We start from the raw sequence: 13,664 nt of genomic DNA, 5'->3' as shown, positions 1-13,664 counted from the left end.
CCCCATACTCCCACAGGACACTGAATTGCTTCCTTGAATCGGCCCACGCACGAAGAAAATGCGTTAGCATTTTCGAGGAGTCTACGTGCCTTCCACTCCAATCAACTTTGTTTAAAAATCAACATGGTTCTTTAACATAGTATTTTTTAGGTTCGATCAATTAGCTGACACATCATCATCGCTTTCCCAACCAATATGCCGTCATTAAATACCTCAACGTCCACCTTACCGAACTTCCGCCCTACTTCAAGCACTTTTGGATAAATTTCTAGTGTACTTTCCATTTGAACGGGTTTAAGAAAATAGATGGTCATATTTTCAACGACAAGATCGCCTTTTTTATAGCTTCGTAAAATTCGATTTGCCGCATCAGAGACAATCGTGGTAAAGACACCATAGGAAATGGTTCCAAGATGATTCGTCATTTGCGGGCTGACTTCACAGGAATAAACCTCTTCCCCTTTTGCCTTCCCTTGAATTAATTCCATCTGGTTGGTTACGATATCATCAATCGTTTCACCGACTTGCGGCTGCCGTTGATTCATTTGCAGCGTTTTTAACACATCCTGCCTGCTGATAATCCCTTCTAAACGGTTCGAATCATCTGCCACCGGAAGAACCTCTATTCCCTCCCACACCATCATATGGGCTGTGGAAGCAACACTTGTTTTTCCGCTTACAGTCATTGGATTTTTTGTCATAATCTTATCAATAGTTGTTTCAAAATCCTGCCCTAATATATCCTTTGAGGTAACCATCCCTTGAACCTTCATATTATGGTCTACAACCGGATAACGGCTGTGGGTGGTTTGTTGATTTAATTCATGCCATTTTGAAACCTTATCTGATGTTTTTAGAAAAAATGTTTCAGACAAAGGAGTTAAAATATCTTCCACCAAGATAATTTCTTTTTTTATTAATTGGTCATAAATGGCACGGTTAATCATCGTTGCTACAGTAAACGTATCATAGCTCGTTGAGATAACTGGCAATTCAAGATTATCTGCAAGCTTTTTGATTTGGTCTTCGGCATCAAATCCCCCAGTTATCAGGACTGCCGCTCCTTCTTTCAAGGCAAGCTCATGAGCTTGCGTCCGGTTGCCGACGATTAATAGGTTGCCCGCTTCGGTATAGCGCATCATTGCCTCTAATTTCATTGCTCCAATGACGAATTTATTAAGTGTTTTATGGAGTCCCGTTCTTCCCCCTAAAACTTGACCATCCACAATATTTACAATCTCTGCGAAGGTAAGTTTTTCGATGTTTTCTTTTTTCTTCCTCTCTATTCTAATGGTCCCAACCCGTTCAATGGTGCTGACATATCCTTTATTTTCAGCTTCCTTAATGGCTCGATAGGCAGTTCCTTCGCTGACATTCATCGCCTTTGCAATTTGGCGGACAGAGATTTTTTCGCCTACAGGAAGTGTATCTATATATTGTAAAATTTGTTCATGTTTTGTAGCCAAGACCGTCACCCTTTATTTTAAATTCCCATTCATCCAGTAATGACTTTCCCGGATTCCGTGTGTAAATTTAATTATAGAGTTAAAAAAGCCTTGATACAATACAAGAAAAGCGGAAGCGCCTTGGTTAGCCCCGACAGCTGCTTGCGGGCATGACTGTGAAGTCGTTCTTTGACTTCATGGGCAGGACCGAAGCGACTCGAGAGGCTAGGCGGTGGAGCTAGACAATGAGGATTGTTACATTATTACGAAAAAGCTCCGGTATTGGTTCTACCGGAGCTTTTCTTATACTCTTTAATGAAACATGCGGGATTTTCTTTTACTGCGGTTTGGTTGATGTTTTTGAGCTGCTTTTTTCGGGCTATAAAGAATTCCCGTTAAATTACCGGCAATCACCATTAGAGCAAAGGCAAGCCACGCTAAAGCAAAAATCCCTTTCTGCCCCGGTGCGGTTACCGATAATTGAGGCACTGCATAATAAAGCATTGCTCCGCAAAGTAAAAGACATAATAAATATCTGTTTTTCTTCACATTTTTTCCTCCCTTAAAAACTGCTTGTTTCATATTTATGCTAGAAAGAGGAAAAAAAGTAGACAAATACCTTAATTCATTATAATTCTATAGCTTCCCCTGGCTGAAGAACTTTACCGTTTTGTTCCTCAAGTAGTTCAATAAATTTATTCGGGTCCTGCTTAATTGGCGGGAATGTATTAAAATGAATCGGCACAACTGTTTTCGCGTTTAATAATTTGGCAGCATAAGCCGCATCCTCCGCGCCCATCGTAAAATTATCACCGATTGGCAGGAAGGCAACATCAATTGGATGACGCTCACCAATTAACTTCATATCGGAGAAAAGCCCTGTATCGCCGGCATGGTAAATTGTTTTACCCTCATTGCTAAACAAAATACCCGTTGGCATGCCGCAATACACGATCTCATTGTTAACAGTTGCATAACCTGATCCATGAAAAGCCTGTGTCAGTTTGACCTTTCCAAAATCAAATTGATAGGCACCGCCTATATTCATCCCATGGGTTTGAACACCTTGCCAGCTGAGATAAGTGGTTAGGTCAGCGTTGGCAACAACAAGGGCACCGGTTCTTTTTGCAATTTCAACCGTATCACCGACATGGTCGTTATGACCATGTGTTAACAGAATAACATCAGGATTTACCGCTTCCACATTTAGATCCGTTAAAGAGTTTCCTCGAATGAACGGGTCAATTAAAATTGTTTTCCCTTCCGTTTGAATTTGAACAATGGAATGGCCATGATAAGAAATTTTCATTGTTTTAACTCCTCTCATTAAATAGTTTTATAATTACTTCCATACTAAAATTAGGAATTCCTTCCTCACAAAATAACTTTACCCAAAAGATAACACTTTTAGCAAAAAACTGAACTGTAACAGTCCTATAATAAACTATCACTTCTAAAGCCCAGTTTGTTTACATTCAGGCGTTAAATTGATAATCTCAAAAGTGGAAATGATTTTTAAGGGGGAACTAACATGAATCAACGTGTAGAAAAGCTTCAAGCTTGGATGAAAGAAAATGAAATCGAAGTAAGCTTCATCACCTCTTCAGAAAATGTTTTTTACCTAAGCGGATATTTTACGAATCCGCATGAACGCCTGCTGGCTCTTGTTGTTTTTCAACAAGAGGAACCATTTCTTGTTTGTCCGGCCATGGAAGTTCATGATGCGAAACGCTCCGGATGGGACCATGAAATCATAGGATATAATGACATCGAAAATCCTTGGGAAATGATTCAAAGCTCTATTCAAAAAAGAATCAGAATCGTATCGAAAACAGCGATTGAAAAAGAACATATGAATGTGGAACGGTACGAACAACTATCGAGCCTTTTCCCAAAAGCTGCTTTTATTTCTGCTGAAGAAAAATTACGTATTCTTCGAATGATTAAGGATGCTAAGGAATTAAAAGTTATCGAGGAGGCTTGTGCACTCGCAGACTATGCTGTCGAATTCGGCGCAAGTGAAATCAAAGAAGGCAAAACAGAATTAGATGTTCTTAATGCAGTCGAATATGCATTAAAACAAAAGGGCGTTACCGAAATGTCCTTTGCAACGATGGTTTTAACTGGTACAAACGCTGCATCTCCGCACGGCAACCCGGGGTTAACAAAAATAAAAAAAGGCGATTTGGTTTTATTTGACCTCGGTGTTGTCGTTGATCGCTATTGCTCTGATATCACTAGAACCGTTGCATACGGAGACATTAATGATAAGCAAAAAGAAATTTATGACACTGTCTTAAAAGCGCAGCTTGCCGCAATTGAGGCTAGTAAGCCTGGTGTGACAGCAGCAGAGGTTGACCTAACCGCCCGCAGAATTATTGCTGATGCAGGATATGGAGAGTATTTTCCACACCGTTTAGGACATGGACTTGGAATTAGTGTTCATGAATATCCTTCCATGACTGAAACAAATCAGTTGGTCATCGAAGAAGGCATGGTATATACAATTGAACCAGGAATTTATGTACCTGAGGTAGCCGGGGTTCGAATTGAGGATGATCTCTTTATTACCGCGGACGGTGCTAAAGTATTAACAAACTTCCCGAAAGAATTACAAATTATTAAATAACCATATGGAATTTTTATCTATTGAACAATCGAGTAATCTGCAGTAAAATAATAATACAAGCTGCATTGTACGTAATGATAATAAAGTTTTAACCTTTAAGCTGTAAAAGGGAGTTTTAACATTGAAACTGAAATGACATGCCTCTGTCTACAAGACATGGAGGACAGGCAGGAAGGTTTCTGCGAACACCCACTTTGAGGAGTGGTGGTTTAAAACTTTCTTATATGAATACGGCAATTGCGGCTACATATTAGTAACTAAAAACCAGCTTCAAATTGAAGCTGGTTTTTTTATATACCTTACACCTTTTCTAACAATGTCTTTGTATCCTTAAATTGAAGACCATGTGCTTCTGCCACTGCCTCGTAGGTTACATAGCCGCCAAGTGTATTAATTCCTTTCAACAATGCTTCATTTTTAAGGCAAGCCGCTTTATATCCCTTATTCGCAATGTCTAATGCATACGGAACCGTTACATTTGTTAAAGCAATGGTGGAGGTACGCGGAACAGCCCCTGGCATGTTTGCAACAGCATAATGGACTACCCCATGCTTTACATATGTTGGATTATCATGTGTCGTAATCCGGTCTGTTGTTTCAAAAATCCCCCCCTGATCAATGGCGATATCTACGACAACACCGCCCGGTTTCATTGACTGAATCATTTCTTCCGTGACAAGCTTCGGTGCTTTTGCTCCCGGGATTAAGACAGCTCCAATTACAAGATCTGATTCCTTAACAGCTTCGGCAATATTATAATGGTTAGACATTAACGTAGTCACGTCTGAACCAAAAATATCATCCAATTGACGAAGCCTGTCGGGGTTCAAATCAATAATCGTAACCTTCGCACCTAATCCAATGGCCATTTTGGCTGCATTGGTACCGGCAACCCCGCCACCGATAATTGTCACATTTCCTCGATGAACCCCCGGCACTCCGGAAAGCAATATTCCTTTACCGCCATGAACCTTTTCAAGAAACTGAGCACCAATTTGTGCTGCCATTCTACCAGCTACTTCACTCATAGGAGTCAATAATGGCAAACTTCTATTTGATAGCTGAACGGTTTCATAGGCAATTCCAACCACTTTATTATCGATGAGAGCTTTGGTTAATTCCGGTTCCGGGGCTAAATGTAAATATGTAAATAATATTAGCCCTTCACGAAAATAGGAGTACTCACTTGGGAGTGGTTCCTTTACCTTCATAACCATTTCCATCGACCAAGCTTCTCCGGCCGAATCTACTATCTTTGCTCCAGCTGAAGCATAATCCTCATCAGAAAAACCAGATCCATGCCCCGCTCCTTTTTCAATATATACATCATGACCAAATTTTAATAGGTTTACTACCCCGGCAGGTGTCATCGCTACACGATTTTCGTTATTTTTTATCTCTTTAGGTACTCCAATCCGCATATCCTTACCTCCATTTTAAATCATCCATATTTACTATTATATCCACCCATAAGCTTAATAATGTCAAAGCCTGTTATGAATATAGATTCCAGTGATTTATTGAAAATAGAATAAAAAAAGAAAAAGACTGCCCTCATTCGGACAGCCTTCCATCCTTCCCTGCCTAACCTTCTGTACTGCTGCTTTCAGTCTGTTCGGTTCCCTCTCCGATAAATCCGCTATTATACGAATTCAAGATTTGCTCGCTTACCTCATTTGTCCCCTGTTCATCAAACTCAAAAATATTTTGCTTATTCGGATTACGCTTGCTCATGTGCCTGCCCCCTTCAATAATTAATACCCCATTATTGTTCGAAAAATTGGCACATCTATACATTTCCAATTGTTGTATAATTCGGGTAAAAGAGATGATGAATCATCGACTTAATAAAAAATACATAATGCTATTAACTTGTGTAATTGTTTTACATTTATATTTTAGGTTAGATTAATAGTTTTCCAGTGAAAGCTCCGATAATGTGTAGTAAAATAAAAAAAACTATACATGTGGAGGCAAATGTATGGAAGAACATTTTTCTTTCGATCAACGTCTGGGAATTCAACTCCCTGACATTCAACTAGATTGGGAACAGTATTCCCGCCAGACCCAGGCTGCTATCTTGTTCTATTGGGAGCAAATTCGCGGCACCATTCCTGACAGAATTGCAGAACTTGAACATACGATTAATCAAAAACAATCACAACTTTCAGATGAAAGCGACTTCCCTCGTTCCTGTGAACTAAACAGTGAAATCGCGGATCTCGCTTCCATTATTAATGATTTATGGATTTGGTATCGCGCAAATCAAACTGTTTCAGTAAAAATGCACCATTAGAAAAAGCTCCCGCTTATGGGAGCCTCTTTTATTTCAAGTCCTTTTTCAATTCTCTTACCACATGCCCTATTTCTGGAAGAATAAGTTTTTCCATCGCAAGCTTTACGGCACCTGAAGAGCCCGGGGTAGAAAAAACGGCTTTATCTTTCACAACCCCTGCAATAGCTCGTGAAAGTATGGCTGCAGATCCTATATCTAGCTGGTAGCTTAACATTCTAAACAATTCTCCAAACCCAACAATTTCTTTTTCAATTAGCGCCTTGACGGTCTCAATCGTCACATCCCGTTTGGCAATACCTGTGCCTCCATTGGTGATAATAATCTCGATATCCTCTCGTTCACAGCCCTTTAAAATTTCTTCTTGAATAGGGGCTTTTTCATCTTTTACTATACAATAATCAAGGACCTTATGACCTGCTTGCTCTAGGAGGTCAATCATCAATCTCCCGCTTTTGTCACTTTCTTCATTTCGTGTATCACTAACCGTAATTACTTTACAATGAACGGTTTTCGGCGCTTCTTTTTTATGCTCTTTCGTACTCATCCGGATACTCCTCTTTTTCTTTTAAATAACGAAGCTGATAATATTTGTGGGCAACTTCCGTAACTTTCCTTGTTAACTGATAATTTGCCCCTGCCCCAATCGCCATGCTGACAAGCGGAATGCCCTGAATCAATTTTTTTCGAAATAAAGCAATGACCATTGCCTTTAACAGCTGTTGGACAGGCTGCTCCAGCCAGGTAATATCCGTTATTTCTTCATTCCCTTGATAAAAATAAAAATCATCGTTTCCGTCTAATTCATGCATGAGCGCCGCCCATCCATCCTTCTGAATCCTAGGAGGAAGTGTAGCAGTATGAAAAACCTTCAGTGAAGTCATCATTTCAAAAGGAGTATTGACCTCAAATCCATAAGTCATGGCAATTAATTGCACAGCTCGTAAATTAATCACGGCAATTGCCGGAATATCCATTCCTAAAAGCAGGGTACCGCCTGTTCCAGATAGTCCACCTTGTGCAAAGGAATACAGCCGATGCTTGGCAATTTGTTGCTGGGCTATGTATTGCAGTTGATTGATATCTAATTTTTTTAGATCATCTATTTTTTCTAACTCCTTGTAAAAAATCCTTCCGGATGAAAGAATTCGTTCCTTCGCATCCATCTGAAGCTGGGAACCCTGAATCAAGCCATGTAAGTGAAACAACCAGTTGTCGACTAATAGAAAAAACTTTTTTTGAACCATTTTGGGTAAAAGTAAAAAGGAACGCTCTAAGTATTTTTCATAGGTCAATTGAAAGTCATTTACTTCATAACTGAATAAATGATTTTCCCATTCCCTTATTTCCTTTAAGACGTTTTTCTCCCTGTCTGAGAGCGGCATGAAAACACTCCTCCTGTTTCCAATTCTTTCTTTAAGTATAGCATAAAGAAACAGAAGGATTAAAAAAAGCAAAATCCCTTTAGAGAGACTTTGCCTTTTATATTAAATCCTAATTTGCCAAGCGAACCACGTCGCGGGCGATCATTACTTCTTCATTTGTCGGGATGATCAATACCTTAACAGGTGAGTGAGGATAATTAATGAAGGCTTCTTCTCCTCTAACCTTATTAAGGGCAGGATCCCAGTAAACTCCCATGAATTCTAACCCTTTAAGAACATTTTCTCTAATCACATCGCTGTTTTCGCCGATTCCCGCAGTAAAAATAATCGCATCTACACCATACATACGGGATGCATAGGAACCAATGTATTTATGAATTCTGTTTGCGAATACATCTAACGCAAGTTTTGCCCGGGCGTTTCCTTGTTTCGCTTGAATTTCAATATCCCGTAAATCACTTGAAAAACCGGAAACAGCCAGCATTCCACTCTTTTTATTTAAAATATCAAGAACTTCTTCAGCCGTTTTATTCGTTTTTTCCATGATATATGGAATCAACGCTGGGTCAATATTTCCTGAACGCGTTCCCATTGTAACCCCTGCAAGTGGTGTAAAGCCCATTGAAGTATCAATTGATTTACCGCCTTCAATAGCTGCAATACTTGCCCCATTCCCTAAGTGGCAGGATATAAGGCGCAGTTGTTCAACTGGACGACCTAATAGCTCAGCGGCACGCTGTGACACATATTTATGGGACGTACCATGGAAACCATATTTTCGAATTCCATAATTTTTGTAGTATTCATATGGAAGACTATATAAAAAAGAGCTTTCAGGCATCGTTTGATGGAAGGCTGTGTCAAAGACAGCAACTGACGGAACATTCGGCAATACTCCTTGAAATGCTTGAATTCCAGTAATATTTGCCGGGTTATGCAGTGGCGCCAATTCCGATAGCTCCTCGATTTTTGCCAATACGTCATCGGTAATGAGAACAGAATCATTAAAGGCTTCTCCACCATGTACTACACGATGTCCGATTCCTTCAATTTCATCCAGTGATTCAATAATTCTGAGCGACGTAAGTTTATCTAACAACATTTTAACGGCCACATCATGATTTGGAATATCGATGATTTCTTGAACTTTTTCACCATGTGCAGTGATATTAAAAATAGAATCTTTTAAACCGATTCTCTCAATTAACCCTTTTGTAATAACATTCTCACTTGGCATTTCAAATAATTGAAACTTTAAGGATGAACTGCCGGCATTGATTGCAATAATTTTAGACATTTTGCTACAGCTCCTTTTATATAAAAACATCGGTTTTAAAGGACTCTTTTCTCTCATCTTTAGCCTTTGCAAACCGAAATTGAATATATCTCTCAATTACTCATTTAAACACTCGATTTGTCACATTTCAAGGAGTAATTTAAGTGTCAGCGGTTACATCTAAAATATAATTTTATTCAAAGTTTTTGTACTATTAGTAAAAAACAAAAAAACAAAAATTCATCGGTTAAGATTGTTTAGAAAGGGTATTTTTTTAGCGATTTTTTACTTTGTCTTTTGATTTCCCTGCAATAGGGCCTGTTGATTTCCGCTCCGGTCACTCGCTTTCCGCGCGGGGAGGTCCTGGAGCCTCCTCGGCGCGTGCGCCTGTGGGGTCTCCAGTGACCTCTCTATCCCGCAGGAGTCGAGTGCCCTCCGCTCCAATCAACAAGCTAGTAAAACAATGTATTACAACACACTTTTTCAAACCTTGTTAACTGTATTGTAATCTTCTATAATTTTGGCAGGCTGCGGTAATAACCTGTTCACCGGTTCTGTCCAAATCCCATAACCGGAATCGGAAAGCCCACGAAGAGCTCTTTCCAGCCTGCGAAGCTTCGCCCAATTTTTTCCTTTATAAATTTATAAAGCATTATTCCAGATTTACTTTTTAAATAATAGACGAAAAACCAATAGATTTGTCAATCAAGCATAGAAGGTAGTCATCTGGGTCTAATCCATCAGAAACGAATTCTATTCACTTTGGCGAAACTCTTCTTGGCCTAAAATTAAATTCACCAATTATTTTAAATATTCATGGAGTGAAATTTTTTTAAAAATGCATCTGTTGATTGGAGCGGAAGGCGAGAAGACTCCTCGAAAATGCTAACGCATTTTCTTCGTGCGTGGGCGGATTCAAGGAAGCAATTCATTGTCCTGCGGGAGTACGGGGCAGGGGAGACCCCGCAGGCGCCAAAGCGCCTAGGAGGCTTCCCGGCACGCCCGCGAACCGCACGCACCTGGAGCGGAAATCAACAGACTTGTTGCAGAGACCAAACTCTAATAATATATAATGAATTAAAGCAGTGCATTTTTTAAGAGATCAAATAAAATAAAAGGCAATCGAAAGATTTTCGACAGCCTGAAAAAAAACCGATATTTTATCGGTTTTTTGGTTTATTCTCTTGGAACCATTTGTCCATTTTTAATAAGATTTTATCCATTTCTGCAGCATTTGACAGACTTGGCAGATTAACAAGTAAAGCTTGCTTTGGAGGCAGAACTTCCTCACCTTTCTTCTGCAAAACTAAAATACTTTTTGCCGTACTCTTATTTTTAAACATACTATTTGGCAATTGAAGGAACCCTTGTATAATAACATGTTCCTTTATAAATTCGTGAAGCCCTTTGGCTTGGTCACTTTCAAAAAGTGTATTTGGCACCAGGAAAAATAGATACCCTCCTGGTTTTGTGTGCTTGACACTTTGTTCAATAAATAGATGGTGTGAATAGGAATGCCCTTCTTTTGCCTGCAATTGATAATCCGCGGCCCGAACATCATTCGGATAGTAACCAACAGGTAGATCTCCAATTACCACATCAACTGGATCAATAAATAATGGCTCGAGGCTATCCTGATTGAAAAGCTCTACGGGATGCTGTTGCAAATTAGCATTAATGTAAGCCAGCCTTATTAAAAGGTCATCAACCTCAACGCCGATTGAAACCACTTCCTTTTGTAAATGGTTTAATACAGTCGTTAATAAATTACCTGTTCCAATTGCCGGGTCAAGCAAGCGCATTGATGGTTGCACGCCAAACTTTTGAACTAAATAACCAATAAGCATACCAATCGAATCAGGCGTCATTTGATGATTTGGCTGCACATTTTCCTGCATCCCTTTTAAAATCACAAGCTGGTACGCTTTTCGAATTTCTTCATTTGAATATTTATTAATCTGAATTTCTTCATAATGTTTTTTTAGTCTTTTTACGGTTAATTCACTTAACTCCTCCTGAAGGATAGAACCCTGAAAAAGGTTCTCCCCTGTTTCAGCCAATGCCTCTAAAAAGCTGCATTCTAATTCCTCCTGAATCACGAGGGCCGTCTGATTAAATACCGTAAAAAGCTCTTCAACTGGAGAAACTTTCATCCTATAACCTCCATATAATCAAAAAAGACCCCGCCATTGACGAGGCCTCCTCTACATTTAATTATTTCGCACTTTTAGCTGCTTCGATTGCTGCTTCATAATTAGGATGATGCGTTGCTTCACTCACATATTCAACATATGTCACAGTATCGCTGGAATCAACCACGAACACTGCACGTGCTAATAATCTATGTTCTTGCATAGCAACACCATATGCTTCACCGAAAGAAAGGTCACGATGATCGGATAATGTCTGTACGTTTTCGATTCCGTTCGCTCCACACCAGCGCTTTTGTGCAAATGGAAGATCGCAGCTGATCGTTAGGATTTTTACATTCCCTAAATTGTTTGCTTCCTCGTTAAAACGACGTGTTTCTGCATCACATACACCTGTATCCAAAGAAGGTACAGAAGTAATTAAACGCACCTGTCCCTTTGTATCATTTAAAGTAACCTCTGAACGATCATTTGCAAGCACAGTAAAATTAGGTGCCTTTTCCCCTACTTTTACCTCACTGCCTAATAATGTTACCGCTTTACCGCCAAATGTCACGTTTGCCATATTTACATCCTCCTTTGTTTTTATCAAATTGAGCGGCAATTTAATGTCATACCGCTAATATGTACAGTGTAAATATATCTTTTCAGAATCTTTTTTGCAATTATTTCAACCTGAAACCTATCCATGAAAAAAGTTAATCCTCCTTTTCTCGGAAGATTAACCTTTTCATTATAAATCAAGATCATGTTTTTCTTGAGACTGATGGCTATTTTGCTGGCTGGTTGAATGTAGGTGATCTCTTTTCGAAAACATTTGCTGGATTTTATCCACTGCCTGTGGTGCCAGTTCCAATATTTTTTCATACAAATGAGTACTTTCGTCCAAATGAAGCATTTTCACACCTTGAGAATTTACAATTAAAAAGGCAATGGGTGTAATAGAAACCCCGGCTCCGCTTCCTCCTCCGAATGGGAGGCTTGACTGATTATGGCCCTGACCTTGATTTTGGCCCTGACCTTGTTGGCCTCCACCGCCGCCTCCTTTAAATTCACTTCCACCGGCCGCAAATCCAAAACCAACCTTTGAAACTGTTAAAATGACACTTCCATCCGGGGTTTCAACAGGATCCCCGATAATTGTATTTACATCAATCATTTCTTTTAAGCTTTCCATTGCCGTTGTCATCAAACCTTGAATTGGATGGTCAGACATCGTAGTTTCCTCCTCTTTCAAACGGATTTAGTTTTTTCCTTTGAAAAATTAGTGTTTGATTTTAATTTCGGGCGTCCGCCCTTCCAGAATTTTATTAGTTTTAATCCTGCTAAAATAGCTTGCCCGATTCGAAACTGAAACATACATGAAAATTGTGTTTGAATAACGGTTGCTTGAAAGTGTGGTGTAACCTGTAAAATAGGCATTTCTTTTAAATTAAAATAGTTACTTAGTAAACCAACAATACCTCCTTTAATCGTCCAAAGTCCTCCACATAATACTCCTGTATGTGCAGCATCCCCTATCCCAAACATCGTATGCCATTCAAATTGTTGTATAGAGACCTTTTTTAAAAACTTACGGATGATTATATGCATATCAACTATATGCTTTAGAATTTCTTTTGTATTATTAAAATTCGTAATCATTTCATCGGGAGTAATTTGATGTACCTCATCATTTGAGGATTTTTCAGAAGAATGGCCTTTTTTCTTTTTATCTTTGACAACAATACTTGGTGAATCATCATCCACTTTAATTAATGGAATATGTTTTTTGAATTTAATCAGGCCAAACCAAATCTTAAACTCGATTTTTAAATCATCATTGTCATTATGGTGATAATAATTCACTTTAATCGTCAGCTTTGTAAAAATAATCAGTAAGAATAAGAGCACAAGAATAACAAAGATTAGAAGGACCCAGATCAATTTCATTCACAGCCTTTCAGCCTATTAGTATGGCTTTAAGGCAAAAAAATAAACCCATCAACAAAAAGTTGATAGGCTTAAAAATTACTTTTCTGCGTGGATTACCGTAGTGTCTGAAAAGAGATCGTGCAATCCTTGTTTTTTCGGAAGAAAGGCAGCAATTACATATCCGACAATGATTGTCGCCGAAATAAAGCGGCCGATCCATTCACGGAATAAAACAGTTCCCCAAGTTAATTGATCCTTATTCAAATCAACTACTTTTATCCCAAATACCATTTTGCCAAGTGTCTGCTGGAAATATTTCGTCATCAAGACAAAATATAAATAAAAAATAACCGCAGAAGCAATAGAAATGGGAGCAAACATATTAAATTCAGCTAAAGAGATGTCAAGTATGCGAAATACAGGCTTAATCAACAGCCTGACTAGGCTCCCAACTATAATTAAGTCAAGTAGATATGCCCAAAAACGCATCCAAAATCCGGCATATCGAATTGGATATCGCGGTAATTCCTTTATCATTTCCTTTTTTAGTTGGACGTTGTTTTCGCTGTTAA

The 13,664-nt window shown here is 39.0% G+C and carries 15 protein-coding genes and 1 other RNA gene; 3 read left to right on the top strand and 13 right to left on the bottom strand.

The annotated features are described in order from the left end of the window. Nucleotides 1–146 precede the first annotated feature (146 nt). The 3 genes from E2K98_RS11285 to E2K98_RS11275 form a co-directional block, all read right to left on the bottom strand. Entirely contained in the window at nucleotides 147–1,466 is a 1,320-nt protein-coding gene (locus E2K98_RS11285) for a CBS domain-containing protein (RefSeq protein ID WP_133334342.1), read from the bottom strand. Between the two features lie 291 nt (nucleotides 1,467–1,757). Beyond that, complete coding sequence (locus E2K98_RS11280) at nucleotides 1,758–1,994, bottom strand: hypothetical protein (protein WP_133334341.1); 237 nt, start codon at nucleotides 1,992–1,994, stop codon at nucleotides 1,758–1,760. 79 nt (nucleotides 1,995–2,073) lie between these two features. After that, nucleotides 2,074–2,754 carry a metal-dependent hydrolase gene (locus E2K98_RS11275; protein WP_133334340.1) on the bottom strand — a complete coding sequence of 227 codons (681 nt, stop codon included), beginning with the start codon at nucleotides 2,752–2,754 and terminating at the stop codon, nucleotides 2,074–2,076. A 222-nt stretch (nucleotides 2,755–2,976) separates the two neighbouring features. Between E2K98_RS11275 and E2K98_RS11270 the strand changes: the two genes are divergently transcribed. Continuing rightward, nucleotides 2,977–4,074, top strand: a complete 1,098-nt coding sequence (locus E2K98_RS11270) for a M24 family metallopeptidase (protein ID WP_133334339.1) — start codon at nucleotides 2,977–2,979, stop codon at nucleotides 4,072–4,074. Between the two features lie 54 nt (nucleotides 4,075–4,128). Further along, a non-coding RNA gene (gene ssrS / locus E2K98_RS11265) (6S RNA) lies at nucleotides 4,129–4,324 on the top strand. 49 nt (nucleotides 4,325–4,373) lie between these two features. Here ssrS and ald read toward each other — a convergent pair. Then, a complete protein-coding gene (ald, locus tag E2K98_RS11260) occupies nucleotides 4,374–5,495 on the bottom strand; it encodes an alanine dehydrogenase (protein ID WP_133334338.1) in 1,122 nt (373 codons plus the stop codon). Between the two features lie 163 nt (nucleotides 5,496–5,658). Beyond that, nucleotides 5,659–5,808: a hypothetical protein gene (locus tag E2K98_RS30910; RefSeq protein ID WP_165976245.1), complete on the bottom strand. Its 150-nt coding sequence runs from the start codon at nucleotides 5,806–5,808 to the stop codon at nucleotides 5,659–5,661. A 247-nt stretch (nucleotides 5,809–6,055) separates the two neighbouring features. Here E2K98_RS30910 and E2K98_RS11255 point away from each other — a divergent pair, with 247 nt between their 5' ends. Next, nucleotides 6,056–6,370, top strand: coding sequence for a hypothetical protein (locus E2K98_RS11255; RefSeq protein WP_133334337.1), 315 nt, complete (start codon nucleotides 6,056–6,058; stop codon nucleotides 6,368–6,370). A gap of 28 nt (nucleotides 6,371–6,398) precedes the next feature. Here the strand turns inward: E2K98_RS11255 and E2K98_RS11250 are convergent, their stop codons facing one another. The 8 genes from E2K98_RS11250 to E2K98_RS11215 all read right to left on the bottom strand — a co-directional run bounded on the left by E2K98_RS11250 (nucleotide 6,399) and on the right by E2K98_RS11215 (nucleotide 13,629). Continuing rightward, nucleotides 6,399–6,914, bottom strand: a complete 516-nt coding sequence (locus E2K98_RS11250; RefSeq protein ID WP_133334336.1) for a MogA/MoaB family molybdenum cofactor biosynthesis protein — start codon at nucleotides 6,912–6,914, stop codon at nucleotides 6,399–6,401. Beyond that, nucleotides 6,895–7,752: an EcsC family protein gene (locus tag E2K98_RS11245; protein ID WP_133334335.1), complete on the bottom strand. Its 858-nt coding sequence runs from the start codon at nucleotides 7,750–7,752 to the stop codon at nucleotides 6,895–6,897. Before E2K98_RS11245 ends, E2K98_RS11250 begins: the two co-directional genes overlap by 20 nt. 109 nt (nucleotides 7,753–7,861) lie before the next feature. Beyond that, nucleotides 7,862–9,049, bottom strand: coding sequence for an acetate kinase (locus E2K98_RS11240; RefSeq protein WP_133334334.1), 1,188 nt, complete (start codon nucleotides 9,047–9,049; stop codon nucleotides 7,862–7,864). A 1,139-nt stretch (nucleotides 9,050–10,188) separates the two neighbouring features. Further along, nucleotides 10,189–11,181, bottom strand: a complete 993-nt coding sequence (locus tag E2K98_RS11235; protein WP_133334333.1) for a class I SAM-dependent methyltransferase — start codon at nucleotides 11,179–11,181, stop codon at nucleotides 10,189–10,191. 61 nt (nucleotides 11,182–11,242) lie between these two features. Then, nucleotides 11,243–11,743: a thiol peroxidase gene (tpx, locus tag E2K98_RS11230; protein ID WP_026572190.1), complete on the bottom strand. Its 501-nt coding sequence runs from the start codon at nucleotides 11,741–11,743 to the stop codon at nucleotides 11,243–11,245. A 168-nt stretch (nucleotides 11,744–11,911) separates the two neighbouring features. Continuing rightward, nucleotides 11,912–12,394 (bottom strand): GerW family sporulation protein, encoded by a 483-nt coding sequence (gene ytfJ, locus E2K98_RS11225; protein ID WP_133334332.1) that lies wholly within the window; start codon nucleotides 12,392–12,394, stop codon nucleotides 11,912–11,914. Nucleotides 12,395–12,411: 17 nt separating this feature from the next. Beyond that, the gene (locus tag E2K98_RS11220; protein ID WP_235824788.1) at nucleotides 12,412–13,026 is read right to left on the bottom strand and encodes a DUF2953 domain-containing protein; all 615 of its coding nucleotides are present in this window, start codon (nucleotides 13,024–13,026) and stop codon (nucleotides 12,412–12,414) included. Nucleotides 13,027–13,188: 162 nt separating this feature from the next. Next, entirely contained in the window at nucleotides 13,189–13,629 is a 441-nt protein-coding gene (locus tag E2K98_RS11215; RefSeq protein WP_235824798.1) for an RDD family protein, read from the bottom strand. Nucleotides 13,630–13,664 lie beyond the last annotated feature (35 nt).

It is taken from the genome of Bacillus salipaludis (assembly GCF_004358205.1).
This window is presented reverse-complemented; position numbering and strand designations above follow the sequence as displayed.

Excerpts from the sequence above, each read along its gene's own strand:
- E2K98_RS11215 (WP_235824798.1), bottom strand. The coding sequence starts at position 13,629 with ATGATAAAGGAATTACCGCGATATCCAATTCGATATGCCGGATTTTGG.
- E2K98_RS11270 (WP_133334339.1), top strand. The coding sequence starts at position 2,977 with ATGAATCAACGTGTAGAAAAGCTTCAAGCTTGGATGAAAGAAAATGAA.
- ald (WP_133334338.1), bottom strand. The coding sequence starts at position 5,495 with ATGCGGATTGGAGTACCTAAAGAGATAAAAAATAACGAAAATCGTGTA.
- E2K98_RS11250 (WP_133334336.1), bottom strand. The coding sequence starts at position 6,914 with ATGAGTACGAAAGAGCATAAAAAAGAAGCGCCGAAAACCGTTCATTGT.
- E2K98_RS30910 (WP_165976245.1), bottom strand. The coding sequence starts at position 5,808 with ATGAGCAAGCGTAATCCGAATAAGCAAAATATTTTTGAGTTTGATGAA.
- E2K98_RS11255 (WP_133334337.1), top strand. The coding sequence starts at position 6,056 with ATGGAAGAACATTTTTCTTTCGATCAACGTCTGGGAATTCAACTCCCT.
- E2K98_RS11275 (WP_133334340.1), bottom strand. The coding sequence starts at position 2,754 with ATGAAAATTTCTTATCATGGCCATTCCATTGTTCAAATTCAAACGGAA.
- tpx (WP_026572190.1), bottom strand. The coding sequence starts at position 11,743 with ATGGCAAACGTGACATTTGGCGGTAAAGCGGTAACATTATTAGGCAGT.
- E2K98_RS11240 (WP_133334334.1), bottom strand. The coding sequence starts at position 9,049 with ATGTCTAAAATTATTGCAATCAATGCCGGCAGTTCATCCTTAAAGTTT.
- ytfJ (WP_133334332.1), bottom strand. The coding sequence starts at position 12,394 with ATGTCTGACCATCCAATTCAAGGTTTGATGACAACGGCAATGGAAAGC.
- E2K98_RS11235 (WP_133334333.1), bottom strand. The coding sequence starts at position 11,181 with ATGAAAGTTTCTCCAGTTGAAGAGCTTTTTACGGTATTTAATCAGACG.
- E2K98_RS11245 (WP_133334335.1), bottom strand. The coding sequence starts at position 7,752 with ATGCCGCTCTCAGACAGGGAGAAAAACGTCTTAAAGGAAATAAGGGAA.